The organism is Geodermatophilus sp. SYSU D00742, assembly GCF_054049935.1.
The window spans coordinates 49,038-72,404 of sequence record NZ_JBJGYJ010000019.1; the positions used below are offsets into that span (position 1 = coordinate 49,038).

Annotated in this window: 20 protein-coding genes, 1 pseudogene and 1 riboswitch; of the genes and pseudogenes, 8 read left to right on the forward strand and 13 right to left on the reverse strand. The window is 76.1% G+C overall.

Annotated elements, in window-relative coordinates:
* Positions 1-14: 14 nt before the first annotated feature.
* The 4 genes from ACI78V_RS14355 to ACI78V_RS14370 form a co-directional block, all read right to left on the reverse strand.
* A complete protein-coding gene (locus tag ACI78V_RS14355) occupies positions 15-899 on the reverse strand; it encodes a dihydrodipicolinate synthase family protein (RefSeq protein WP_456851826.1) in 885 nt (294 codons plus the stop codon).
* A 2-nt stretch (positions 900-901) separates the two neighbouring features.
* Positions 902-1,885 (reverse strand): sugar kinase, encoded by a 984-nt coding sequence (locus tag ACI78V_RS14360; RefSeq protein ID WP_456851828.1) that lies wholly within the window; start codon positions 1,883-1,885, stop codon positions 902-904.
* Positions 1,878-3,320, reverse strand: a complete 1,443-nt coding sequence (locus tag ACI78V_RS14365; RefSeq protein ID WP_456851830.1) for an Nramp family divalent metal transporter — start codon at positions 3,318-3,320, stop codon at positions 1,878-1,880. Before ACI78V_RS14365 ends, ACI78V_RS14360 begins: the two co-directional genes overlap by 8 nt.
* A gap of 92 nt (positions 3,321-3,412) precedes the next feature.
* The gene (locus ACI78V_RS14370; protein ID WP_456851832.1) at positions 3,413-4,696 is read right to left on the reverse strand and encodes an alpha-hydroxy acid oxidase; all 1,284 of its coding nucleotides are present in this window, start codon (positions 4,694-4,696) and stop codon (positions 3,413-3,415) included.
* Positions 4,697-4,883: 187 nt separating this feature from the next.
* On the opposite strand from ACI78V_RS14370, the gene ACI78V_RS14375 reads away from it, so the two are divergent.
* Positions 4,884-6,683 (forward strand): IlvD/Edd family dehydratase, encoded by a 1,800-nt coding sequence (locus ACI78V_RS14375; protein WP_456851834.1) that lies wholly within the window; start codon positions 4,884-4,886, stop codon positions 6,681-6,683.
* A 31-nt stretch (positions 6,684-6,714) separates the two neighbouring features.
* On the opposite strand, the gene eda is transcribed toward ACI78V_RS14375, so the two are convergent.
* The 9 genes and pseudogenes from eda to ACI78V_RS14420 all read right to left on the reverse strand — a co-directional run bounded on the left by eda (position 6,715) and on the right by ACI78V_RS14420 (position 15,952).
* The gene (gene eda / locus ACI78V_RS14380) at positions 6,715-7,365 is read right to left on the reverse strand and encodes a bifunctional 4-hydroxy-2-oxoglutarate aldolase/2-dehydro-3-deoxy-phosphogluconate aldolase (RefSeq protein WP_456851836.1); all 651 of its coding nucleotides are present in this window, start codon (positions 7,363-7,365) and stop codon (positions 6,715-6,717) included.
* Positions 7,362-8,303, reverse strand: a complete 942-nt coding sequence (locus ACI78V_RS14385; protein ID WP_456851886.1) for a phosphoglycerate dehydrogenase — start codon at positions 8,301-8,303, stop codon at positions 7,362-7,364. The genes eda and ACI78V_RS14385 overlap by 4 nt, the downstream gene beginning before the upstream one ends.
* 106 nt (positions 8,304-8,409) lie before the next feature.
* A complete protein-coding gene (locus tag ACI78V_RS14390; protein WP_456851838.1) occupies positions 8,410-9,435 on the reverse strand; it encodes a putative bifunctional diguanylate cyclase/phosphodiesterase in 1,026 nt (341 codons plus the stop codon).
* Between the two features lie 17 nt (positions 9,436-9,452).
* Positions 9,453-10,613 (reverse strand): annotated as a pseudogene (locus tag ACI78V_RS14395) (diguanylate cyclase domain-containing protein); the annotation flags it as partial.
* 176 nt (positions 10,614-10,789) lie between these two features.
* Positions 10,790-11,377, reverse strand: coding sequence for a hypothetical protein (locus tag ACI78V_RS14400; protein WP_456851840.1), 588 nt, complete (start codon positions 11,375-11,377; stop codon positions 10,790-10,792).
* Positions 11,378-11,389: 12 nt separating this feature from the next.
* Complete coding sequence (locus ACI78V_RS14405; protein ID WP_456851842.1) at positions 11,390-12,538, reverse strand: zinc-dependent alcohol dehydrogenase; 1,149 nt, start codon at positions 12,536-12,538, stop codon at positions 11,390-11,392.
* 104 nt (positions 12,539-12,642) lie between these two features.
* Positions 12,643-14,304 (reverse strand): bifunctional 3'-5' exonuclease/DNA polymerase, encoded by a 1,662-nt coding sequence (locus ACI78V_RS14410; protein WP_456851843.1) that lies wholly within the window; start codon positions 14,302-14,304, stop codon positions 12,643-12,645.
* Between the two features lie 111 nt (positions 14,305-14,415).
* Complete coding sequence (locus ACI78V_RS14415; protein WP_456851845.1) at positions 14,416-14,766, reverse strand: hypothetical protein; 351 nt, start codon at positions 14,764-14,766, stop codon at positions 14,416-14,418.
* A 10-nt stretch (positions 14,767-14,776) separates the two neighbouring features.
* The gene (locus ACI78V_RS14420) at positions 14,777-15,952 is read right to left on the reverse strand and encodes an MFS transporter (RefSeq protein WP_456851847.1); all 1,176 of its coding nucleotides are present in this window, start codon (positions 15,950-15,952) and stop codon (positions 14,777-14,779) included.
* A 284-nt stretch (positions 15,953-16,236) separates the two neighbouring features.
* On the opposite strand from ACI78V_RS14420, the gene ACI78V_RS14425 reads away from it, so the two are divergent.
* From ACI78V_RS14425 to ACI78V_RS14455, 7 genes are all read left to right on the forward strand, one after another.
* On the forward strand, positions 16,237-16,611 hold the full coding sequence (locus ACI78V_RS14425) for a VOC family protein (RefSeq protein WP_456851849.1): 375 nt from the start codon (positions 16,237-16,239) through the stop codon (positions 16,609-16,611).
* 246 nt (positions 16,612-16,857) lie between these two features.
* Positions 16,858-17,002, forward strand: a riboswitch (cyclic di-AMP (ydaO/yuaA leader).
* Between the two features lie 6 nt (positions 17,003-17,008).
* Entirely contained in the window at positions 17,009-17,848 is an 840-nt protein-coding gene (locus ACI78V_RS14430; protein WP_456851851.1) for a LysM peptidoglycan-binding domain-containing protein, read from the forward strand.
* 147 nt (positions 17,849-17,995) lie between these two features.
* Positions 17,996-18,298, forward strand: a complete 303-nt coding sequence (locus ACI78V_RS14435) for a hypothetical protein (protein WP_456851853.1) — start codon at positions 17,996-17,998, stop codon at positions 18,296-18,298.
* Between the two features lie 54 nt (positions 18,299-18,352).
* Positions 18,353-19,303: a DUF2306 domain-containing protein gene (locus ACI78V_RS14440; protein ID WP_456851855.1), complete on the forward strand. Its 951-nt coding sequence runs from the start codon at positions 18,353-18,355 to the stop codon at positions 19,301-19,303.
* A gap of 68 nt (positions 19,304-19,371) precedes the next feature.
* Positions 19,372-20,781, forward strand: coding sequence for an amidase (locus ACI78V_RS14445; protein ID WP_456851856.1), 1,410 nt, complete (start codon positions 19,372-19,374; stop codon positions 20,779-20,781).
* Positions 20,781-21,377, forward strand: a complete 597-nt coding sequence (locus ACI78V_RS14450) for a TetR family transcriptional regulator (protein WP_456851858.1) — start codon at positions 20,781-20,783, stop codon at positions 21,375-21,377. Before ACI78V_RS14445 ends, ACI78V_RS14450 begins: the two co-directional genes overlap by 1 nt.
* A 124-nt stretch (positions 21,378-21,501) precedes the next feature.
* Entirely contained in the window at positions 21,502-23,340 is a 1,839-nt protein-coding gene (locus ACI78V_RS14455) for a phosphoenolpyruvate carboxykinase (GTP) (RefSeq protein WP_456851860.1), read from the forward strand.
* The last annotated feature ends 27 nt before the right edge of the window (positions 23,341-23,367 follow it).

Genomic DNA, 23,367 nt, shown 5'->3' on the forward strand with positions numbered 1-23,367 from the left:
CGGAGGAGCCTCCTTCAGCCGACGGGGACCGCCACGGCGCGCTCGGCGGCGGCCACGGCGTCGAACGACGGCGGGACGGGGACCAGCGGCGGGCGCACGGTCCCCATCCGGTGCCCGTGGCGCGCCTCGGCGACCCGCTTGAGCACCCCGGGACCGGCGTACTGCTTGGTCATCGCCCGGACCTGCTGGAGGTGGGCCGACAACGAGGCCGCCTCCGCCGGCCGGCCGCCGCGGACGTGCCCGTAGAGCGCGACGACCTGCTCGGGGACGATGTTGGCCAGGGCGGAGATCGAGCCGGTGGCGCTGAGCAGGCGGGCCGGCAGGTCGTCCTCGGTGCCGACGAGCACGCCCTTGCCCGCCGCGTGCACGGCCTCGGCGTAGCCGGGCTCGCCGCCGGAGTCCTTCACCCCCCACACCGGCAGGGCGGCCACCAGCTCGGCCGGGACGGGCACCGCGTACTTGGGGATGTGGTAGGCGACGACCGGGTGGCGGGTGGCGGCCAGCACGCGCTCGTAGAACACCCGCAGGCCCTCGGCCGCCACCGGCCGGAAGTAGTAGGGCGGCAGCACCATCACCGCGCGGACCGGCAGGTCCTGCAGCTCGGCGAGCAGGTCGAGGGTGTCCGGCAGGTTCCCCTCGGCGACCGTCGGGACGACGTGCAGCGGGCCCGCCGCCGGCAGCAGGGCCGCGAGGACCGCCCGCTTCTCCCGCGGGGACACCGAGGGTCCCTCCCCGTTCGTGCCGAACGGGATGACGCCGGTGACCCCGTGCCCGGCGAGCCACTGCACGTGGGCGAGGTAGGAGTCGACGTCGATGGTGAAGCGCTCGTCGTCGCGGAAGGGCGTCACGGCGGCGACGTAGACACCCTCGAGGACGCCGGCGGGGTCGTCCGGCTGCATCGTCATCTCCCGAGGTCGACGGTCCGGTCCAGGAACGCGGTGAGCTCGCGGCGGCTGGGCAGGCCCTCGTAGTCGCCCAGGTTCTGCACGCAGAAGGCGCCCATGGCGTTGGCGGTGCGCAGCCGGCCCGCCGGGTCCAGGCCCCACAGCGTCGCGGCGAGGTAGCCGGCGGCGAAGGCGTCGCCCGCGCCGATGGGGTCGACCTGGCGCGCCGGGAACCCCGGGGCGGTCAGGCGCCGGCCGTCCACCACGGCCGCGCAGCCGCGCGCACCGAGCTTGAGCACCACCTCGGCGGGCCCGGCGTCGGCGAGGCGCTCCAGGCAGGTGTCGTCGTCCCAGCCCCACAGGGCCCGCGCCTCCTCGTCGCCCACGAGCAGGACGTCGACGTGCGGCAGCAGCGCCTCGGTGGCGGCGCGGGCCGCCGCGGGCTCCCACAGCCGGCTGCGGTAGTTGACGTCGTAGCTGACCCGCACCCCCGCCGCCCGGGCCGTGCGCGCGGCCCACGGGAGGAACTCCGCCGACTCCGGGGACAGCGCCCCGGTGATCCCGGTGAGGTGCAGGAAGGCGGCGCCGTCGAGGACGGTGGGCTCGAAGGCCCCGGGCGCGAGGGTCGAGGCCGCGGACCCGCGGCGGTAGTAGTAGACCCGCAGCGCGCCGGCGACCTCCTCGCGCAGGTAGAGGCCGGTCGGCCGGTCCGGGACCCGCCGCACCGCGCTGGTGTCCACGCCCTCCGCGCGCACCCGGTGCAGCACCAGCTCGCCGAGCTCGTCCTCGCCCAGGGCGCTCACCCAGCCGGCCGGGACGCCGAGCCGGGACAGCCCGATCGCCACGTTGCTCTCCGCGCCGCCGATCGACAGCGTCACCGCGCCGGCGTGCCGCAGCCGCCCGGGGGCGGTGGGGACGACGAGCACCATCGTCTCCCCCGCCGTGACCACCCGCGGGACGGTCCCCCCGCCCGGCACCGTCGTCCCCGCGGGCTCACCCACCGAAGAGCTTCTGCAGCTGCTCGTTGAAGGTCAGCACGGTCAGGAAGCCGAACAGCAGGAAGGCCCAGACCAGTGCCGCCACCCGGAGGCCGCCCGGGCGGATCTCCTTCGGCAGCGTCCGCCGGTTCACCAGGAGCAGCAGCGCGGAGTAGATGAACATCATCAGCCCGCCGGTGACCGCCGAGATGACCAGCAGGATCAGCGGCTGGGACAGCCCGGACAGCAGCACGACGATGCCGATCCCGACCAGGCCCCAGACCAGGCCGAAGTAGATCTTGCTCTCGTTCGCGTCGCGGAGGTACGCGGTCTTGAGCACGTCGGCCCCGAGCCGGCTGGTGTAGTCGACGATGCCCAGCGCGGCGGCGAACAGCGAGAACGCGCCGATGATCCAGAAGAAGGTGCCGAACCAGCCGCCGACGGTGGCGTTGAGCGCCTCGCCCTCGGCCTGCAGGAACGAGATGTCGCTGGCCAGCCCTTCCTGACCGAACACCGTGGCGTAGGCCAGCAGCGAGGTGAACAGGATGGTGAGGAAGCTGATCGCCACGAAGGTGGTCAGCTGCTCGGTGTTGGCGAACTTCCACCAGCGCCGCCACCGGCCCAGGTTCTCCGGGGTCGGCTCGAACACGAAGCCGGTGGAGGGCGCGGCCTCCGGGTGACCGGTCACGGGGCTGACGATCCGCGGGACGTAGACGCCCATCCCGAAGCGCTTGTCGCGGATCCAGTTGCTCTGGCACAGGTTCTGGCCGCCGCCGGCCCCGGCGAAGGCCAGGGCCCCCATGAGCAGCGCGAAGCCGAGCTCCTCGGCGGGCAGCCCTGCCTCGGTGACGATCTGCGGCACGTCCGCCCACGTCGAGGCGCCGATCGCGGCGACCGAGGCGACGACGATGAGCAGCAGGACGGCGGCGACCTTGACCATCTCGATCTTCTCGAGGGCCTGGTAGACCACCGGGGCCATGGTGAGGATGACGCCGATCAGCAGGAGGAAGCCGATCGCGATCGGCACCACGCTGCCGCCGACGAGGTAGGTGACCAGGGTCGCCGAGCTCGTCGCCCACCCCGGCCAGATGTTGGCGAAGTAGGCCAGGACCGCGAACACCAGACCCCAGTGCCGCCAGTACCGGCTGAAGCCGGTGAGGGCGGTCTCCCCGGTGGCGAGCGTGTACCGCTCGATCTCCATGTTGAGGAAGTACTGGGTGGCCAGGCCCACGAACGCCGCCCAGACGAACACCAGGCCGACCTGCGAGGCGATGTAGGGGTAGAGGATGAACTCGCCGCTGGCCATCCCGACGCCGGCGGCGATGATCCCCGGGCCGATGACGTGCCGGAAGCTGGGCGGCGGCTCGGGCATGTCCCGCACCGACGGCGCCGCCAGGTGCTTGGTCGGGAACAGGTCCACCACCGAGGAGGGCCGACCCCCGGGACGCGTCGTGACCATGCTGCCCCCTGTGTGAGCTGCGTCACTTTCTCAGGCGCCGTCCATTCCTGCACGTCCCGGGCCGCGTGGCAACCCGGGGCTGCCCGGCCGGCTCAGACCGAGACGTTGGGGTAGTCCCCGGTGCCGTGCGGGGTGAAGGCGACGTGCCGCTCGGAGAGGTCCGCGCTGCGCCGCACGCCGAGCAGCTGCATCGACCGGAGGTACTCCTCGGCGAGGATCTCGTACACGCGGGCCACGCCCTGCTGACCGCCGGCCATCAGCCCGTACAGGTACGCCCGGCCGATCATCACCGCGTCCGCGCCCAGCGCGCGGGCGGCCACGACGTCCTGGCCGTGCAGGACCCCGCCGTCGATGAGCACCGTGGCCCGCTGCCCGACGGCCGCGCGCACGGCGGGCAGGACGTCCAGCGTCGCCGCGGAGCGGTCCAGCTGCCGGCCGCCGTGGTTGGAGACGACCACGCCGTCGGCCCCGTGCTCCATCGCCTCCCGCGCCGAGTCCGGCGTCGTCACGCCCTTCACCAGGAGGTGGCCCCGCCAGCGGCTGCGCAGCCAGTCCAGCGAGGTGACGTCCAGGCCCGGGTCGAACATCATGCCGGCGACCTCCGCGGGCGTCGGGTTGCCCGGGACGCCGGTGAGCGAGGCGAAGGTCAGCCCCCCGGTGGTCAGCTTGTTGAACCACCACCCCGGGAACCGGGACATGTTGAGGACGGTCCGGGCGGTGAGCGTCGGCGGGATGGTGAGGCCGTTGACCACGTCGCGCAGCCGCATCCCGGAGACGGTGGTGTCGACGGTGAGCAGGAGCGTCGTGTACCCCGCGGCCTCCGCCCGGGCCAGCAGGTCGGCGTTGAGCTCCCGGTCGGCGGTGAAGTACAGCTGGAACCACAGGTCGGCGTCGGGCGCGGCGGCCCGCACGTCCTCGATGGAGGTCGAGCCGACCGTCGACAGCGCGTAGGGCACGCCCACGTGCCCGGCCACGGAGGCGACGCCGGCCTCCCCGTGGTGGTGCATCATCCGCGTGTAGCCGGTCGGCGCGAAGACCAGCGGCATCGCGATGCGGGTGCCGAGGAGCTCCACGCCCGGGTCGGGGTCGGCCACCGAGCGCAGCGCGTCGGGGTGGAAGGTCACCCGCCGGTAGGCGGCGACGTTGCGGGCCGCGGTGATCTCCTCCTCCGCCGCACCGTCCACGTAGTCGAAGACCGCCCGCGGGGTCGTGCGCCGGGCCGCGGCGCGCAGGTCGCGCACCGTCAGCGCGCGCTCCAGCCGGCGTGCGGTGCGGCCCGGCCGCGGCCGGCGGAACTGCACGACCTCGCGGACCTCCGACCACCTCGGCACCTGCCGCGGCGTCGAGACCGGTGGCAGCGACCCCTCGTCGGTCATGTCCCTCGCTCCCCGCGTGCACGGTGACGACCAGCCGGATCGTGGCGCGCTCCAGCGTCGCAGCCTCCCCGGCGGTCCGCTCGTCGTCCGCACGCCCCGGCCCCGCGGCTGGCGCCCGGCGGCCATGGGGACCACGATCCGGCGGGGAGAGCCGGCCGGTCCCCCGGCCGGCGGAGGGGAGGCTGCGGTGGACGACGCGACGCCGGGACGGCGGCTGCGCAGCCAGGCGTGGTTCGACGACCCCGACGACCCCGGGATGACGGCGCTCTACGTCGAGCGCTACCTCAACTGGGGCCTCACCCGCGCGGAGCTGCAGTCGGGCCGGCCCGTGGTCGGCATCGCGCAGACCGGCTCGGACCTCGCCCCCTGCAACCGGCACCACCTGCAGCTGGCCGAGCGGGTCCGCGAGGGCATCCGGGACGCGGGCGGCCTGGCGCTGGAGTTCCCGGTCCACCCGATCCAGGAGACCGGGCGGCGTCCCACCGCGGCGCTGGACCGCAACCTCGCCTACCTGGGCCTGGTCGAGGTGCTGCACGGCTACCCGCTCGACGGCGTCGTGCTGACCACCGGCTGCGACAAGACGACGCCGGCCTGCCTGATGGCCGCGGCCACGGTGGACCTCCCGGCGATCGTGCTGTCGGGCGGGCCGATGCTCGACGGCTGGTACGGCGGCGTGCGGACCGGGTCGGGGACCATCGTCTGGAGGGCCCGGGAGCTGCTCGCCGCCGGCGAGATCGACGAGGCGGGGTTCGTCGACCTGGTGGCCTCCGCGGCGCCGTCCCCCGGCCACTGCAACACCATGGGCACCGCCTCCACGATGAACGCCGTCGCCGAGGCCCTGGGCATGAGCCTGCCCGGCTGCGCGGCCATCCCCGCCCCGCACCGGGACCGTGCCCGCATGGCCTACCTCACCGGCCGGCGGATCGTGGAGATGGTGCGCGAGGACCTCCGGCCCTCGGCGGTCCTCACCCGGGAGGCGTTCGAGAACGCGATCGTGGTCACCTCCGCCATCGGTGGTTCCACCAACGCGCCGATCCACGTCAACGCCATCGCCCGGCACGTCGGCGTGCCCCTGGACGTGGCCGACTGGCAGGAGGTGGGGCTGGCGGTCCCGCTGATCGTGGACCTGCAGCCGGCCGGTCGGTACCTCGGCGAGGAGTTCCACCGGGCCGGCGGCGTGCCGGCGGTCGTCCACGAGCTGATGGCGCACGGGCTCGTCCACGAGGACGCCCGCACCGTCAACGGCCGCACGATCGGGGAGAACTGCCGCGACACCCCGGCGACCGACCGCGAGGTCATCCGCACCTTCGACACCGCGCTGCTGCCCGACGCGGGCTTCCTCGAGCTGCGGGGCAACCTGTTCAACAGCGCGATCATGAAGACCAGCGTCATCTCGCCGGAGTTCCGGGAGCGCTACCTGTCCGACCCCGCGCACCCGGGGGTGTTCCAGGGGCGCGTCGTCGTCTTCGACGGGCCGGAGGACTACCACGCCCGCATCGACGACCCGGCGCTGGAGATCGACGAGTCCTGCCTGCTGGTCATCCGCGGCGTCGGCCCGCTGGGGTACCCGGGCTCGGCCGAGGTCGTCAACATGCAGCCGCCCGCCGCGCTGATCCGGGCCGGCGTGCACGCGCTCCCCTGCATCGGGGACGGCCGTCAGTCGGGGACGTCGGGCTCGCCGTCGATCCTCAACGCCTCCCCCGAGGCGGCGGACGGGGGCGGGCTGGCGCTGCTGCGGACCGGGGACGTCGTCCGGATCGACCTCGGCGCCGGCCGGGCCGACGTGCTGCTCCCCGACGAGGAGCTGGCCGAGCGCCGGCGGCTGCTGGAGGAGGCCGGCGGCTACCCGGTGCCGCCGTCACAGACGCCGTGGCAGGAGATCCAGCGGTCGATGGTCACCCAGCTCGACGAGGGCATGGTGCTGCGGCCCGCGGTGGCCTACCGGCGCGTCGCCCACACCACTGGCATCCCGCGCGGCAACCACTGAGGCCACGACCCCCCGGCGCCGGGCCCGCCCGTCAGTCCCCGGGTGGCCGCACCAGCGCGACCGCCTCGGCGGTCAGCCGGCGCACCGTCTCGAGGTCGCCGGCGCCGATCCGGTCACGGGGCACCATCCACGAGCCGCCGACGGCCAGGACGGCGTCGACGGCGAGGTACTCGGCCACGTTCGCCGGCCCGACCCCGCCGGTGGGGATGAAGCGGACGCCGGCGAACGGTGCGGCGAGGGCGCGGACCGCCGCCGCCCCGCCCGACGTGCCCGCGGGGAAGAACTTCACGGCGGTCACGCCGAGTTCCAGGGCCGCCTGCACCTCCGTCGCGGTCACCGCACCGGGGAGGGCCAGGACGCCGTGCTCGGCGCACCGCTCGACGACGGCACGGCTGAGGCCGGGCGAGACGACGTAGCCGGCTCCTGCGGCGACGGCCTGGTCGACCTGCGCCGGCGTGAGCACGGTGCCCGCCCCCAGCAGGACGTCCCCCCGGTCGGCCATCGCCCGGATGGCGTCGCCGGCAGCCGGCGTGCGGAAGGTGACCTCGGCGACGGGCAGACCCCCGGACACCAGCGCGCCGGCCAGGGGCCCGGCGTCGGCCGCGTCGTCGACCACCACGACCGGGACCAGCCGGGCCCGGCCCAGCGCCGCCAGCACCTCCCCGGGCGGGAGCGCGCTCACCGCTCCACCACGTTGCGCAGCTCGCCCCCGGCGAGCAGCGCGGCGACGTTGTGCGTGATCAGCGCGTCGGCCCCCACCGGCCGCCCGCCCGCGGCGTGCGGCGTGAGCAGCAGGTCCGGCGCGTCCCACAGGGGGGAGTCGGCCGGCAGCGGCTCGACGGCGGTGACGTCCAGGGCGGCCCCGGCGAGGCGCCCGCCGGCCAGGGCCGCCACGAGCGCCGCCTCGTCGACGGTGGAGCCCCGGCCGACGTTGACCACCAGCGCGTGCTCCGGCAGCGCGGCCAGGCGGCCGGCGTCCAGGGCGCGCTCGGTGGCGGCGGTCGAGGGCAGGATCATGACCAGCACGTCGGTCCGCCCGAGCTCCGCCGCCAGGTCGTCCTCGGCGACGACGGGGAAGCCGGCCCGCTCCCCCGCGCGGCGCGCCACCCCGCGGACCTCCGCTCCGAGCGCCCGCAGGACGGGCGCCAGCGTCTGCCCGATGTGGCCGAACCCCCACACGAGCACCCGGGCGCCGAGCAGCGTGGTCACCGCGCCGTCGGGGTGCAGCGGCTGCAGACCGCCGAGCTCGTCGGCCCACCGGTGTTCGCCCTGCGCGCGCAGCGCGGCCGGCAGGCGGCGCACCAGGGCCAGGACCAGCGCGAGGGCGTGCTCGGTGACCGGCCGGTCGTGCAGGCCGAGGCCTGCGGTGACGACGACGTCGTCGGGGAAGCCCGCGCCGAGCACGGCGTCCGGCCCGGCCGCGAGGGTCTGCACCCACCGCAGCCGCGGCATCCGGCCGGCGACGGCGGCGAGGTCGGCGCCGGAGCTGCCCCACACCACCAGCGCCTCGGCGTCGAGGTGCTCGTCGGGGACGGGGGTCGAGGCGTCGTAGACCACCGCCTCGACCCCCTCGGGCAGGTCCGGTGCCAGGGGCAGGGAGTCGGGGAGCAGGAGCTTCACCGGGGCGACCGCCTTCGTCCGGAGCCGGGGGACCGGGTCACGGTCTAGCACGGCCCGCGGGGGCCCGCAGGCCACGGTCGGCGGCACCCCGGGCCGGGGCAGGTGGTCAGCGCCGCGGGCGGGCCACCGCTGCGGGCAGGGCCGAGGGCAACCGCTCGGGCGCGGCCGGCCGGGCGAGGAGGTAGCCGCTGGCCGAGTCGGCACCGAGGGCGCGCAGCGCCGCGAGCTGCTCGGCGGTCTCGACGCCCTCGGCGATGACGTGCGACCCGAGGGCGTGGGCGAGCGTGACGATGCCGGCCAGCACCGCCTCCCCGCGGGGGGAGCCGAGGTCGGCGACGAAGGAGCGGTCGATCTTGATGACGTCGACCGGGAACGCGCCCAGCCGTGCCAGCGAGCTGTAGCCGGTGCCGAAGTCGTCGATGGCGATCGCCACGCCCAGGGCCCGCACCTCCGCGAGCGCCTCGACGAGGCGGGCGCGGTCGCCCAGCGTCGACTCGGTGACCTCGATGCCGAGACGGTCCGCGGGCAGCCCGGCCCGCTCCAGGTGCCCGGTGAGCTGCCCGGTGAACCCGGCGTCGGCCAGCTGCCGGGGGGACACGTTGACCCAGACCCGCACGTCCGGGAGGTGGTCCCAGCGGCGGGCCTGCTCGACGGCGCGGGCGAGGACCCACTCCCCCACCCGGTCGATGAGCCCGCACTCCTCGGCCACGGGGATGAAGTCCGCCGGGGGGACGCGGCCGCGGACCGGGTGCAGCCAGCGGACCAGGGCCTCGACGTGGGTGATCCGGTCCGACGCCAGGTCGAACGCCGGCTGGTACTCCACGAACAGCTGGTCGCGGTCCAGCGCCAGGCGGAGGTCCTGCTCGGTCTGCACCCGCCGCACCGACCGGGTGTGCAGCGTCCGGTCGAACCAGGCCAGCCGCTCCCGGCCGGCGTCCTTGGCCGAGTACAGCGCCGCATCGGCCTCCCGCAGCAGCCTGGCCAGGTCGGCACGACCCTCCGCCGCGGCCAGTCCGACGCTCGCGGTGACCAGCAGCCGGGCGCCGGCGTCCAGCGGCTCGCGGCTGGCGGCGACGACCGCCTCGGCCAGCCGGCCGGCCTGCTCGCCGTCCGTGTCGACCAGGACCACCACGAACTCTCGTCGCCGCCGAACCGGCCCACCAGGTCCGCCGGCCGGACCAGGGTCGTCAGCCGCCGGGCGAAGGCGACCAGCAACCGGTCGCCGGTGGCGTGCCCCAGACTGTCGTTGACCAGTTTGAAGCGGTCCAGGTCGATGAACAGCACCGTCAGGCCGGTCGCCGGGCGGGCCGCGAGCACCCGGTCGACCTGTTGCACCAGCCCGGCGCGGTTGAGCAGTCCGGTGAGCTCGTCGTGCGTGGCCCGGTGGGCGAGGTCGCGCTGCGCCGTCTCGGCCTCGGCCCGGGCGGCGCGCTCGGCGGACAGCAGCCGCTCGCGCTCCAGCTCCGCCGCCCGCCGCCCGGCGATGTCGCGGAAGTAGATGCCGATCCCGCCCCGCCGCAGCGGGTACGCGCGTGCCTCGCACCACAGGTCGGCCGGCCCGTAGTGGGCCTCCACGGTCGTGGGCTCCCCCGTGCGGGCCACCCGCCGGTAGGCCTCCTCGAACGGGGTGCCGACGAGGGCGGGGAACTCCTCCCACAGGTCGCTCCCCACGACGTCGTGGCGGGACACCCCGAGGCGCAGCTCGGCCTGCGCGTTGATGTACGTGACGCGCCAGTCGGCGTCGGCCCCCACGTACATGTCGCTGAAGGACTCCAGGCTGTCGACGACCTCGGCCGCCGCCCGCCTGGTCTGCGCCGTCCGCGCGGCCTCCGCCTCGGCGGCGGTCATGTCCCGGAAGGCCACGTACGCCCGGGGTGCCTCCCCGTCGCGGAAGACGGCGGTGGTGACCTCGGCGGGGAACGTGGCCCCGTCGAGCCGGCGCATGGTGACCACGCCGCGGAAGCACCCCTCCCGGGCCCGCGTCGCCAGCGCCTCCACCCACCGGCGGTCCCTGCGGTCGACGACGCCGTCCCGGCCCGCCTCGACCAGCTCCAGCTCGGTGCCCCCGAGCAGGTCGCACGCGCGCGGGTTGGCCCCCAGGGTCCGCCCGTCGGTGGAGGTGATGAGCACCCCGTCGACCCCGTGGGTGAACAGCGCCGCGTAGACGCTGCTGCCCAGCGCGGCGCTGGTCGGCGACAGCACGACGTCCACGTACGGCCCGGGCTCCGCCGGGTCGACGACGGGCGTGCGGGACACCGGGCCCGGTGCGGCGCCGGCCCGGCTGGGCCAGGGGTTGCGTCGCCCCGTCATGGGCGCGGTCGTGCGGCCCGCCGCTGGCGGATCGGTCGGCGAGGGTGGATCACGGTCTCCGGGGGACGCGGGGGTGCGGGGCGGCGCCCATCGGGGCGGCTACCGGAGTATCGGCAGCCCGGCGGGGAGGTGGAGCCGGGACGGCCCGCCCGCGTGCGGCCGGCCGCCCGGCACGCTCAGCGCCGCAGCGCCCGCACCACCGAGCGGACGCCGAGGTACGCGCCGCCGGCCGCGGCCACCCACGGCCCCGCGACGACGACCGGGTCGAGGACCTGGTGCCGGGCGTCGCTGCGCACGCGCCTCGAGTGCACCCCGCCGCGGGTGGACTCCGCGCGCACGCCGGTCTGGGTCACCGGGTTGTCCGGCCGCAGCGTCACGAAGGACCGCAGGTGGCTGCCCCAGGCGTCCACCCGGTCGCCCAGGACCAGCAGCCCCCAGTGCGCCAGGCGGCCCTCGCTGAACCTCCGGTAGGCGAGCTTCCGGATCGCCCCGGACAGGCCGCGGGGCGGCTGGGCGGTGCCGAAGACGGGGGTGACGAACGCGTGCTCGATCGACCGCTCCCGCGGCCACTTCTCGGGCTGCCGCTCCGGGAAGTCCCAGTGCGCGCCGGTGTCGGCCGGGTACTGCAGCTTCGGGTGCGACGGCCGGTCGGCGGGGTCGAGGTCGGCCCCCCAGCCGGGGATGCGGGCGCGCAGCTGTTCGGGGGTCTCGCGGGGTGGGCGCTTGTCCCGGACGTAGGCACTCGGGATGTCGGGGTCGGTCACGGTCGCTCTCCCTCACTCCGCGCTGGGCAGGACCAGCGGCTTGATGCAGCCGTCGAGCTTGGCGGAGAACACGTGGTAGGCCTCGGCGATGTCCTCCAGCGGGAACCGGTGGGTCACCATCTCCCGCGGCGTCAGGTGGCCGTTGCGCACGTGCTCGAACATCCGCGGCCACTGGCGCTTCACCGGCGTCTGGTTCATCCGCAGGGTGAGCCCCTTGTTCAGCGCGTCGCCGAACTTCACCGCGTTGGGGATCGGCCCGTAGGCGCCGACGACGGAGACGGTCCCGCCCTTGCGCGCCCCGTCGATCGCCCAGTTCAGCGCCACCGGCGAGCCGCCCTGCAGCTTGAGCTTGGTCCCGGTCACCTGCTGGAGCAGGTTGCCGTCGGCCTCGGCGCCGACCGCGTCGATGACGACGTCGGCGCCGAGGTGGTCGGTCTGCTTCTTCAGCTCGACGACGACGTCGTCGTACTCGTCGTAGTCGAGGGTCTCGGCGTAGGCCATCGTCCGAGCCTTCTCCAGCCGCTCCTGCAGGTGGTCGACGACGATCACCCGGCCGGCGCCCATCAGCCACGACGACTGGGCGGCGATCAGGCCGACCGGTCCGGCACCGAGGACGACGACCGTGTCCCCCTCGGCTATCTCGCCCAGCTGGGCGCCGAAGTAGCCGGTCGCGGCGGCGTCGGTCAGCAGGACCGCGTCCTCGTCGTGCATCCAGTCGGGGATCCGGACCGGGCCGACGTCGGCGAAGGGGACGCGCACGTACTGCGCCTGGCCGCCGTCGTAGCCGCCGGTGGTGTGCGAGTAGCCGTAGATGCCGCCGACCGCGGTGGCGTTGGGGTTGACGTTGTGGCAGTTGGAGTACAGGCCCCGGGCGCAGAACCAGCAGGAGCCGCAGAAGATGTTGAACGGCACCATCACCCGGTCACCGACCTGGAGGTTCTGCACCGAGGAGCCGACCTGCTCGACGACGCCGATGAACTCGTGGCCGAACGTGTGCCCGACCCGGGTGTCCGGCATGAGCCCGTGGTAGAGGTGCAGGTCCGAGCCGCAGATCGCGGCGAGCGTCACCCGGACGATCGCGTCGTTGGGGTGCTCGATCGCCGGGACGTCCTTCTCCTCCACCCGGACCTTGTACGGCCCCCGGTACACCATCGCCCGCATGGTCTCTCCCCTCGAACGCCCACCTGGGAACGCGCACCCGCCGGGTGCGCCATGCCCAGCCCGGGGACCGACGAACCCGCGTCCCGCGTCCGATGTCGCCGGGCTCAGCCGGCGTCGGCCCACGACCGGACGACGGCCACGTCCAGCGGGAAGTCGACCGGGAAGTCGCCGAACAGCAGCCGACCGGCCGTCGCCGCGGCGTCGCGCACCGCCTCGGCGACCTCCTGCGCCAGGTGCTCGGGGGTGTGGACGACGACCTCGTCGTGCAGGAAGAAGGCCAGGTGCGGCCGCTCGGCCGGCGGGCCGCTGCCGCGCAGCCGCCACAGCCGGTTGCGGAGGTCGGCCAGCCAGCACAGGGCCCACTCGGCCCCGGTGCCCTGGACGACGAAGTTGCGGGTGAACCGGCCCCAGGCGCGGCGGGCCCGCTCCCGCTCCTCGCGCGGCCCGCCGCCGTCGGGTGCATCCCCCGGGTCGACCGGGCGCCGCGCCCAGGCGCCGGTGGGCCGAGGCGAGCCGCGGCCCAGCAGGGTGTGCACGACCTCGCCCCGCTCCCCGGCGCGGGCGGCCTCCTCCACCAGCCCGACGGCGTGGGGGTAGCGGCGCGCCAGCCGGGGCATCATGCGCCCGCTCTCGCCCCGGGTGCCGCCGTACATCGCGCCGAGCATCCCGAGCTTGGCCTCGGCGCGGCTCGCCACGGCGCCGCCGGCCACCATGCCCTGGTAGAGGTCGGCCGAGCGAGCCGCCTCGGCCATCGCGGCGTCCCCGCTCATGCCCGCGAGGACCCGCGGCTCGAGCTGGGCGACGTCGGCGACGACGAAGCGCCAGCCCTCGTCGGCGACCGCGGCCGGGCGCACCTGCGTGGGGACCGACAGCGCCCCGCCGCCGTGGGACGCCCACCGCCCGGTCACCACGCCGCCGGGCAGGAACCAGGACCGGAACCGGCCGTCGCGCACCCAGGTCTCCAGCCAGCTCCAGCCGTTGGCCTGCAGCAGCCGCGAGAGCTTCCTGTACTCCAGCAGCGGCGGGACGACGGGGTGGTCGAGCGACTCCAGCGTCCACGACCGGGTGTCGTCGACCGGCAGGCCCGCCGTCTGCAGGGCCCGGAGCAGCGCGCCCGGCGAGTCGGGGTTGAGGTCCGGGGCGCGCAGCGCCGTCCGGACCTCCGCCGCCAGCCGTTCGAGCACCGGCGGGCGCAGGCCCGGCGCCGGCCGCGGGCCCAGCAGCCCGGTGAGGATGCGCTCGTGGACGTCGGCCCGCCAGGGCAGCCCCGCGGCGGTCATCTCCGCGGCCGCCAGTGCCCCGGAGGACTCGGCGGCGAGCAGGAGGTCCAGCCGGCTCCGCTGCGCCGACGCGGCCAGGGCGGCCTGCTGGCGCTCGTGCTCGGCGAGCGGGTCGAGGCCGTCGGCGGGGTCCTCGAGCGGGAAGAGGGCGGCGTCGCCGGCGGTGACCGGCTGCAGCTCGTCCCAGGCCTGCGCGTCCCCGCCGGCGAGCAGCGACCGGTCGACGAAGGGCGACCGGCGCAGGACGGCGTGGGTGAGCCGGAGGTCCGTACAGCGCTCCACCCGGACGCCGGCGTCGAGCAGCGCCGGGTACCAGCGGGTGGTGTCGTCCCAGACCCAGCGGACCGGCGTCCGTTCCCGCTCCCGGACGAAGGCGGGCAGGTCCGCTGCCGGGAGCCGGGCGGCGCGCGCCGTCGTCCCGTCGTCGGTGAGCTCCCGCGCCTCGACGGTGGCCTCGCCGCGCCGCAGGAGGACGACGCGGTTCACCATCCCAGTGTCGCCGGGGGGTGCGACGGCCCGGCCCCGGCGCGGTGCGGCAGCGTCGCCGGCACGGGGACCGGTCGGGGTGTGGCCCGCCGGACCGCGGGGGCGGCGACGTCAGCCGGGCCGGCCGCCCAGCAGCCGGCGCACGCACCGCAGCGGCCACCCGGCCACCCGCACCGGCACCCCCGCCACCGCGCGCACCGCGCGCCCGCCGAGACGGAGGAGGTCGGCGTACTCCGCGGGCCGCGGCCCGCCCGCGGGTGCCGGAGCCGAGGGCCGGGACGCCGACGGCGGCGCCTCCGGCACGAGCAGGTCGACCGCCGTGCGGCGGCGCGGCCCCCGCAACGACTCGAACGACGGGATCGCCGGCGCGGCCGGTGACTCCTCCTCGGCGGCTGCCCGCCCGGGCAGGTCCAGGTGGTGGATGGTGCCTCCGGGCTCGTCCCCCGGGGACCTGGTCGCCATGGCCCCGACCCTAGCCGCGCCCGCCGGACGGCGTCGGGGGGTCGCCGTCCGCCGACGCCTGCCTGCCGGCCGGCCGACGGGCCAGGACCAGCACCGCCAGGGCGGCGGGGACCACGGGCAGGACCAGCACCAGCAGCGCCGCGGGCCGCTGGCTGCCCGCCGCGGCGACGGCGCCGGCCAGGAGCGGGGCGAGCAGCCCGGCGCAGCCCCACGCGGTGAACACCCGGCCGTAGACCGCCGGGAACGCGTCGGCGCCCACCCGGTCCGCCGTGGCCGCGGGGACCAGCGCCGACACGGCTCCGTACGCGAGGCCGACGGCGGCGAACGCGGGCAGCACGACGGCGGGCGCGGCCGAGGCGGCCAGCGCGGCCACGGCGGCGACGGTGACGGCCAGGGCGGTCGCCAGCGCGGGCAGGCGCCCGACGACGTCGGACCACCAGCCGGCGGCCAGCCGCCCGGCGAGGTTGCCCGCGGCGAGGAGGGAGACCGCCGCTCCGGCGGCAGCGGGACCGAGGCCGCGCGCGGCGGCCAGCGGCGCGGCGGTGGCGAACAGGACCAGTCCGGGCGCCGCGCCGCCGGCGAAGAGCACCCAGAGCGCCACCAGGGCCCCACGCGCGGCCGGCCTCCCCCTGCGGCCCCCACCCGACCGGGCCGGCCGGTCCGCCGGCGCGAGCACCGCGGCGACCGCGAGCAGCGCGGTCGTGGCCACGGCGAGGACGGCCAGGCCGGTCCGCCACCCGGCGGCCGGCAACGCGGACGGGGCCAGCAGACCGAGCAGCACCGGCCCGGCCGCGTACGCCCCGACGACCAGCCCGCTGGCGGTGCCGCGCCGCCGCTCGGTCACCCGTGCGGCCAGCGAGACCGAGACGCCGTAGGCCAGGCCGTTGGCCGCGCCGAACAGCAGGCCGACGCCGAGCCACGGCAGCTCCGGTCGCTCGGCGACGGCGGTGAGTCCGAGCCCCGCACCGGCGAGCACGGCGGCGCCGGCGAGGAGCCTCCGCGGTCCGAGCCGCCGCAGGCCACGGCCCACGCCGAGCAGGGTGCCGGTGAAGACCACGAGCGCGGCCGCGAACACCGCCGCGCCGCTGCCCGGCGACCCGCCGGTGTCGGCCACCACCGAGGGCGCCACGAGGCTCCAGGCGAACAGCGTCCCGACCGCGAGGTCGGCCAGGACGCCGGCCGCCACGAGCCGGACCGTCGGCGGGAACCCCGGCGCCGCCGTCCGGGCAGCGCGGCGGTGCGGGCGGCCCGACGTCCGACCGGCCCACCCGGACCCGGTGCCTGTCCTCCGGTCCGGAGGTGACGGCCACCCGTCCACGGTCCTCCCCCTACGACCTCGGCCACCGGGGCGGGCGCGAGCCGCCGCCGGCCGCTGGGGCGACTGCCCGCCACCTGGTCCGCGGCACCGGAACACCTCCCGGCCGGGACGGCCGCGTGCTTGGCTCCCCGCACGGCCTGCGAGGAGTCCCGATGCCCGTCCAGCTGGACCACACCATCGTCGCGGCCCACGACCGGGACGAGTCGGCGCGCTTCCTGGCCGACGTCCTGGGCCTGCCGCCGCCCACGCCGTACGGCCCGTTCGCCGTCGTCACCCTGGCCAACGGCGTCTCGCTGGACTTCATGACCGAGGACGAGGTCACGCCGCGGCACTACGCGTTCCTGGTCGGCGAGGAGGAGTTCGACGAGATCCTCGGCCGGGTCCGCGCCCGCGGCCTGGACCACTGGGCCGACCCGTTCCGGAGCCGGCCCGGTGAGGTCAACACCCACGACGGGGGCCGGGGCGTCTACTGGCCCGACCCGAACGGGCACCTGCTGGAGATCATCACCCGGCCCTACGGCGGCTGAGCGCGCCGGCCCACGACGCCGCGACCGGTCCTCCGGGCCCCGCCCGGCCCCCGCGAGTCCCCGCCGGGCACCCGTGAGGCGGCTCACCGACCGGCGCCGGCCCCCGCTGCGCGACCAGCCGGTTCCCGGCCGGGGACCCCGGGGTGTGAGCGCCGTTACGACGACACTCGACATGACAGCCCGTAGCTTTTTGGCTGCGTTCAGCTAATCGAACGTGGCACCGGTCCGCCCAACCCTGCCCACCGGCTGCCATCCACGACCTCAGGGCAGGGGTGGGGGACCCACCGTTCCCGGCGCGTACCACGCGCCTCGGGGTGAAGCCGCGGACCGCGGCCGGGCACCGATCGCCCGAACCCGACAGCTCACCTCGCCGGCGGTGATCGGAGATCACACATCCATGGCAAAGCACCGCGCGCCCCGTTACGTCCGCACCAAGAAGGCCCTCGCGGGCGTCCCCGTCGCAGCCGGCGCCACCGTCGTCGGCCTCGGCGTCCTGAGCTCCCCGGCCAACGCCGCCGCCACCCACGACCGGACGGTCGTACAGACGCCCGCCCCGGCCCCCGCCCCCGCGGACACCGCCGCCGGCAGCGGCCGCCACGCCGCTCCGCAGGGCGAGCACACCGTCCGGCCCGGCGACACCATCGCCGGGATCGCCGCCGCGCACGGCGAGTCCTGGCGCGCGCTGTACCAGCGCAACGCCGCGGTCATCGGTGACGACCCGGGCCTGATCCTCCCGGGGCAGGTGCTGGCGACCGCCGCGGCGGCGCCGGCCGTCGTCCCGGCCGCCGTCTCCCTCGTCGCTCCGGCACCGCCCGTCGAGCCGGAGCCGGTCGTGGCACCGGCCCCGGTGGTCACCCCGCTGCCCGGGATCGCCGCGGCCGAGATCACCAACAGCGCCGGGGCGGTCCGGCCCCGGGCGCAGGCCGCCGCCGACGCGGTCGTCGCCGCCGTGCCCGGCGCCGCGGGCATCCCCATCGGCGGGACCCGCGCCAGCGCGGTCGACCCGCACGGCCACCCGTCCGGCCTGGCGCTGGACTACATGGTCGGCACCGACGCCGCCCTGGGCGACGCGATCGTCGCCTACCACCTGGCGCACTGGGACGCGCTCGGCGTGGAGTACGTCATCTGGCAGCAGCGGATCCTCACCTCGCCGACCGGCTCCTGGAAGCCGATGGCCGACCGCGGGGGCGCGACGGCCAACCACATGGACCACCCGCACGTGAACTACCGGGCGTGACGCGGGAGGACACCCCGCACGCCCGCGGGCCCGTGTCCTGACCAGCGGCTGCCCGGCGGGGTCCCAGCGGCCCTCCACCCGTTCCCGGGTGGGGGGCCGCTGTCGTCCCGGCTGCCACGTCGCCGTCGTCGTCGGCACACTGGTGCGGTGACTCCCCCGCCGTCCGAGGGCCCGGCCGCGCGCGGCGTCGTCCGCCTGTTCAACACCGCGGGCGGGCGGGTGCTCTGCCTGGCCGGCGAGGTCGACGAGGCGGCCGTCGACTCCTTCGTGCGGCGCTACGGCCGCGAGCCGGCGCGGGTCGAGGGGATCGACGCCGGCTCGGTGACCGGCCTGTCCGCGCCCGCGCTCCAGCTGCTGCTCGACCACCTCGACGCCGCGGAGCAGGCCGGGCGGCCGGTGACGGTGCGCCGCTCGCCCCAGGTGGAGCGGGCACTGGCCGCCGCGCGCTGACCCTCCCGGTCGTCCCGCCGGGCCGGGGAACGCCGGCGCCGCCCCCGGATCCGCGTGCCCGGCTCCCGGCACCCCTCCACGGCGATCGCCGACTCCGCTGGACTGCTCTCCCTGCAGGCGGTGCACCCGAGGAGCTGGGCCCTCGCCGGCATCCACGTCGACCCGGACGCCGGCGCGCCGGCACCGTTCCCGGTGCGCTCCGGGCAGTGGGGGGTCCACCGACGGAGGGCCCTGGTCGGCGGCGGGCGACCCGGCCACCCTGGGCGCGACGGGGACCGGCACGGGGAGTGGGGAGTCCTCGGCATGACCCTGACCGCGCCCGCCACGACCACCCGGCCCGCCACCTGGCGCACGCGCGGCGCCCACTGGTGGATCGCGCTGAGCGCGCTGGCGATCGCCGTGTTCACGCCTCTGCCCTACCTGCTGACCCCGCTGGCCGACCTCGGCGCCGACGGCCGCGGGGTGGCCGGGAACTACGTCGACGAGTCCTCGCTGGTCCAGGGGGCCCTGTACCTGCACGTCGTCTCCGGCGGGCTGGCCCTGCTGCTGTCGCCGCTGCAGTTCGCGACCCGGCTGCGGACCCGCGCCCCGCACGTCCACCGGGCGATCGGCCGGGTGACGGTCGCGTCGATCGCGGTCGCGGGCGTCGCCGGGCTGCTCCTGGCGCCGCACAACCTCGCCGGCCCGGTGGGGACCGCGGGTTTCGGCCTCCTGGCCGTCCTCTGGCTGGCCTGCGCCGCCACGGCGTTCCGCGCCGTCCGCCGCCGGGACGTGGCCGCCCACCGGCGCTGGATGGTCCGCACCTTCGCCCTCACCTACGCCGCGGTCACCCTGCGGCTGTGGCTGCTCGTGCTGATCGGCGGCCAGACCGCCCTGGCCGGGGTGGACGCCGGGGTCGCGTTCGACCGCGCGTACCTGCTGGTGCCGTTCCTGTCCTGGGTGCCCAACCTGCTGGTGGCGGAGTGGTACCTCGCCGGCCGGCACCACCGCGCCCTCCCCGCCTGAGCCGCGCCGTCACCCCACCGCGCAGAACGGTGTTGTCATCCGCGAATGCGTCATTCACGATTGGCGTCGTGACGGACCTGGACGACTACGCGCAGTGGGACGGCGTCGAGATGGCGCGGCTGGTCCGCGAGGGCGAGGTGACCGCCGGGGAGCTGGCGGAGGCCGCACGCTCCCGCCTCGACCGCCTGCCGGCCCTGAACGCCGTCGCCGACCTGGCCGAGCCCTCCCCCGCCGCTCCCGCGGCCACGGGGCCGCTGGCCGGTGTGCCGTTCGCGGTCAAGGAACTGCTGCCCTGGCCGGGACTGCCGTGGACGATGGGCTCACGCCTGATGGCCGGCACCCCGGCGCCGGGCCCCTCCCCCTACGCCATGCGGATCGGCGCGGCCGGGCTGGCCGTCGTGTGCTCGACGACCAGCTCCGAGTTCGGCCTGCTCGGCAGCACCGAGACGGCGCTGCACGGGACCACCCGGAACCCGTGGGGCCCCGGCCTGTCCGCCGGCGGCTCCTCGGGGGGCTCCGCCGCGCTCGTCGCCGCGGGGGTCGTCCCGATGGCGCACGGCAGCGACGGCGGCGGCTCGCTGCGCGTCCCCGCGTCGGTGACCGGCCTGTTCGGCTTCAAGCCGTCCAACGGGCGCTGCGTCCCTGCCGGGCCCGGCGGCCCGGGGCTGGCGGCCCTGGTCGTGGAGCACTGCATGAGCCGCACGGTGCGCGACAACGCGGCCTTCCTCGCCGCGACCGAGCGCACCGACCCCGACGCGCCGTTCCACCCGGTGGGCCTCGTCCCCGGCCCGGACCCCGCCCGCCTCCGCGTCGGCGTCCTCGTCCCCACCCTGCTCGGGCGTGCGCCGGAGCCGGCGGTGCGCCGGGAGCTGGACCGGGCCGCGGCCCTGTGCGAGTCGCTGGGCCACCGCGTGGACCTCGCCGAGGCGCCGGACGTCGACGGCGAGGCGTTCAGCCGGGGCTTCTTCACCGCCGCCGCCCTCACGATGGTCCAGGTGGCCCGGATGGCCACACCGCTGCTCGGCCGGGCCCCCGGTCCCGACGAGCTGGAGCCGTTCACCCTCCAACTCCTGGACTGGGCCGCCACGCTGCCCGCCGACGCCCCGGCCGCGCTCGAGCGCACCCTCGCCGACGTGGCCCGCGGGTACCTGCGGCTGTTCGAGCACCACGACGTCCTCCTCAGCCCGACGCTGGCCCGGCTCCCCTGGTCGATCGGGCACCTGGCGCCCGACGCCGGCCGGGAGACGCTGATCCGGCGCACCGAGGAGGCCGTCGGCTACACCCCGGCCCACAACGTGGCCGGGTGCCCGGCGATGTCGGTCCCGCTGGGGTGGTCCGGCGGGCTGCCGGTCGGCATCCACCTGTCCGCCCGGCCCGGCGCCGACCGGCTCCTGCTGGCCCTGGCGTACGAGCTGGAGGAGGCGGCTCCGTGGGCCGGCGTCCGGCCCGACCTCTCCTCGCTCGCGGAGGCGGCCTGATGGCGCAGGTCCTCAAGCCGGCCGTGCGCGCGCGCATCGAGGACGCCGCGCTGCGCTGCTTCGCCGACCGGGGGTACGACGGGACCTCGATCGCGGCGATCGCCGCAGCCGCGGGGACGGCCCCGGGCAACGTGTACCGGTACTTCGCCTCGAAGCAGGCCGTGTTCGACGCCGTCGTCCCCGAGGACCTGCCCGCCCGGCACGACGCACTGCTCGACAGGCGCATCGCCGCCCTCGCCGCGGGCAGCGCCGAGCGGTCGCCGGCCGCGGCGGAGCTGCTCGACTTCTGGCTGGACCACCGGCTGGCCGTCGTCGTCCTGCTGGACCGCGCGGAGGGCACCCGGTTCGCCGGCTACCCCGCGGGGTTCGTCCGGCGCCTGAGCGAGCACGCCGAGCGCTCGCTGGCGCACCCGGCGTCCCGGGTCCAGCGGGAGCTCCTCGACCTCGTCTTCGACAACACCCGGCGAGCGCTGGCGCACATCCTGCGCACCGCCACCGGCGACGAGCACGCCCGCGCGCTCGTCGCCGGCTTCTGGAGCTACCAGCTGCCCGGCCTCGACGGCCTGCTGGCCTTCCTCCGGGACGACGGTCGGTGACCGCCTCGGACGGCCCCGGTGATCCACCGACGCCGCTCCGTTAGGTTCCACACCCAGCAAGCCCTGCCGCACCCGGGACCAGCGGTGCGGTGGCGGGAGTTCGTGGTGAGGGAGAAGGTGGGTCGTGGCCGCCATTGATGCCGTGCTGGACGAGGCTGGACTGAAGAACGCCCGCGTGCGCGAGTTCGTGCACCGGTACGCCGAGCTCACGGGCGCCGCGCGGATCGAGGTGGTCAACGCCTCCGACGACGCCCGCCTCATCCAGGAGTCGCTGGACGCCGGCGAGCTGCTCCCCGCCGGCGAGGGGCGCTACTACTCGCGCAGCCACCCCAAGGACACCGCCCGCTCCGAGGAGCGCACAGTCGTCGCGACCAACGACCCCGCGGACAAGGGCGTCTACAACAACTGGCGCCCCGCGTCGGAGATGCGTCCGCTGCTCGAGGAGCGGATGCGGGGGGCCTCGGCGGGCAAGACGATGTACGTCGTCCCCTACCTCATGGCCCCGCCCGGCTCGCCGCTGGAGCCCTACGCCGCGGGCGTCGAGCTCACCGACACGCGCACCGTGGTGCTGCACATGATCAGGATGGCCCGGGTCGGGGTCGACCACATCAACGACCTCGCCGACCCCGACAGCTTCGTCCGCGCCGTGCACGTCACCGGTGACCTGGAGAACCTGGGCCACGGCACCGAGGACGACCAGCGGTACTTCGTGACCGTCGCCGACGAGCGGACGATCCTGCACTACGGGTCCTCGTACGGCGGCAACGCCCTGCTGGGCAAGATCGCGCACGGGCTCCGGCAGGCGGCCTACGACGGGTGGGCCTCGGGTGAGTTCCTCGCCGAGCAGTTCATGCTGCTCGGGATCACCGACAAGCAGACCGGCCGCACGTACCACATCTGCGGCGGCTTCCCGAGCGCCTCGGGCAAGACGAACCTGGCGATGATGCTGGCGCCCGACGCCCTGGGCGACCGCTACCACGTCTCCTTCTACGGCGACGACATCGCCTGGCTGCGAGTGGACCCCGAGGACGGCCGGGTCTACGGCATCAACCCCGAGTTCGGCGTCTTCGGCGTCGCCAAGGACACCAACGAGAAGACCAACCCGACCGCCGTCGACTCGATCGCCGAGGGCACCGGCACGATCTTCACCAACGTCGCCCACAACGAGACCACCGGCGAGGTCTGGTGGGAGGGGAAGACGCCGCAGCCGCCGGCCGACCCGACCGGGTGGCGCGACTGGGCCGGGCAGCTCATCTCCGAGCGTCCCGCGGACGCCAAGGACGCGCCCTGGGCCCACCCGAACAGCCGGTTCACCACCACGCTGGCCAACGTGCCCAACGTGGCACCGGACTTCGAGAACCCCAAGGGCGTCCCGATCGACGGCATCATCTTCGGTGGCCGCACCCGCGACCGCGAGCCGCTGATCCGGGCCATCACCGACCTCGCCGAGGGCGTCTACGACGGCCTCACCCTGGGCGCGGAGGCCACCTTCGCCGCGGAGGGCACCGAGGGCGTCCTGCGCTACGACCCGATGTCGATGCGCCCGTTCATGTCCTACCCCGAGGGCCCGTACGCCGCGCACTGGCTGAAGGTGATCGGGGCCGCCCGCAACCAGCCGATCTTCGCCCACGTCAACTGGTTCCAGCGCGGCGACGACGGCCGGTTCCTGTGGCCGGGTTACCGCGACAACCTGCGGCCGCTGCTGTGGCTCATGCGGCTGCGCGACGGCGAGGTCACCGGCAGGCAGACGCCGGTCGGGATCGTGCCGACCGAGGAGGAGCTCGAGCTCGAGGGCGTCGACATCACGCCCGCGGACCTCGACACGATCCTCAGCATCGACACCACCCGGTGGCGGCAGGAGATGGCGCACCGCGAGGAGCACCTGTCGGCGTTCCCGGGGCTGCCGGAGGAGATCTGGGAGGCCCACCGCCGGGTGGCGGCCGCCCTCGACGCGCAGGACTGACCGCCCCCACACCGCCCGACGCACGGC

Excerpts from the sequence above, each read along its gene's own strand:
- ACI78V_RS14355 (WP_456851826.1), bottom strand. The coding sequence starts at position 899 with ATGCAGCCGGACGACCCCGCCGGCGTCCTCGAGGGTGTCTACGTCGCC.
- ACI78V_RS14365 (WP_456851830.1), bottom strand. The coding sequence starts at position 3,320 with ATGGTCACGACGCGTCCCGGGGGTCGGCCCTCCTCGGTGGTGGACCTG.
- ACI78V_RS14370 (WP_456851832.1), bottom strand. The coding sequence starts at position 4,696 with ATGACCGACGAGGGGTCGCTGCCACCGGTCTCGACGCCGCGGCAGGTG.
- ACI78V_RS14405 (WP_456851842.1), bottom strand. The coding sequence starts at position 12,538 with ATGCGGGCGATGGTGTACCGGGGGCCGTACAAGGTCCGGGTGGAGGAG.
- ACI78V_RS14415 (WP_456851845.1), bottom strand. The coding sequence starts at position 14,766 with ATGGCGACCAGGTCCCCGGGGGACGAGCCCGGAGGCACCATCCACCAC.
- ACI78V_RS14425 (WP_456851849.1), top strand. The coding sequence starts at position 16,237 with ATGCCCGTCCAGCTGGACCACACCATCGTCGCGGCCCACGACCGGGAC.
- ACI78V_RS14430 (WP_456851851.1), top strand. The coding sequence starts at position 17,009 with ATGGCAAAGCACCGCGCGCCCCGTTACGTCCGCACCAAGAAGGCCCTC.
- ACI78V_RS14450 (WP_456851858.1), top strand. The coding sequence starts at position 20,781 with ATGGCGCAGGTCCTCAAGCCGGCCGTGCGCGCGCGCATCGAGGACGCC.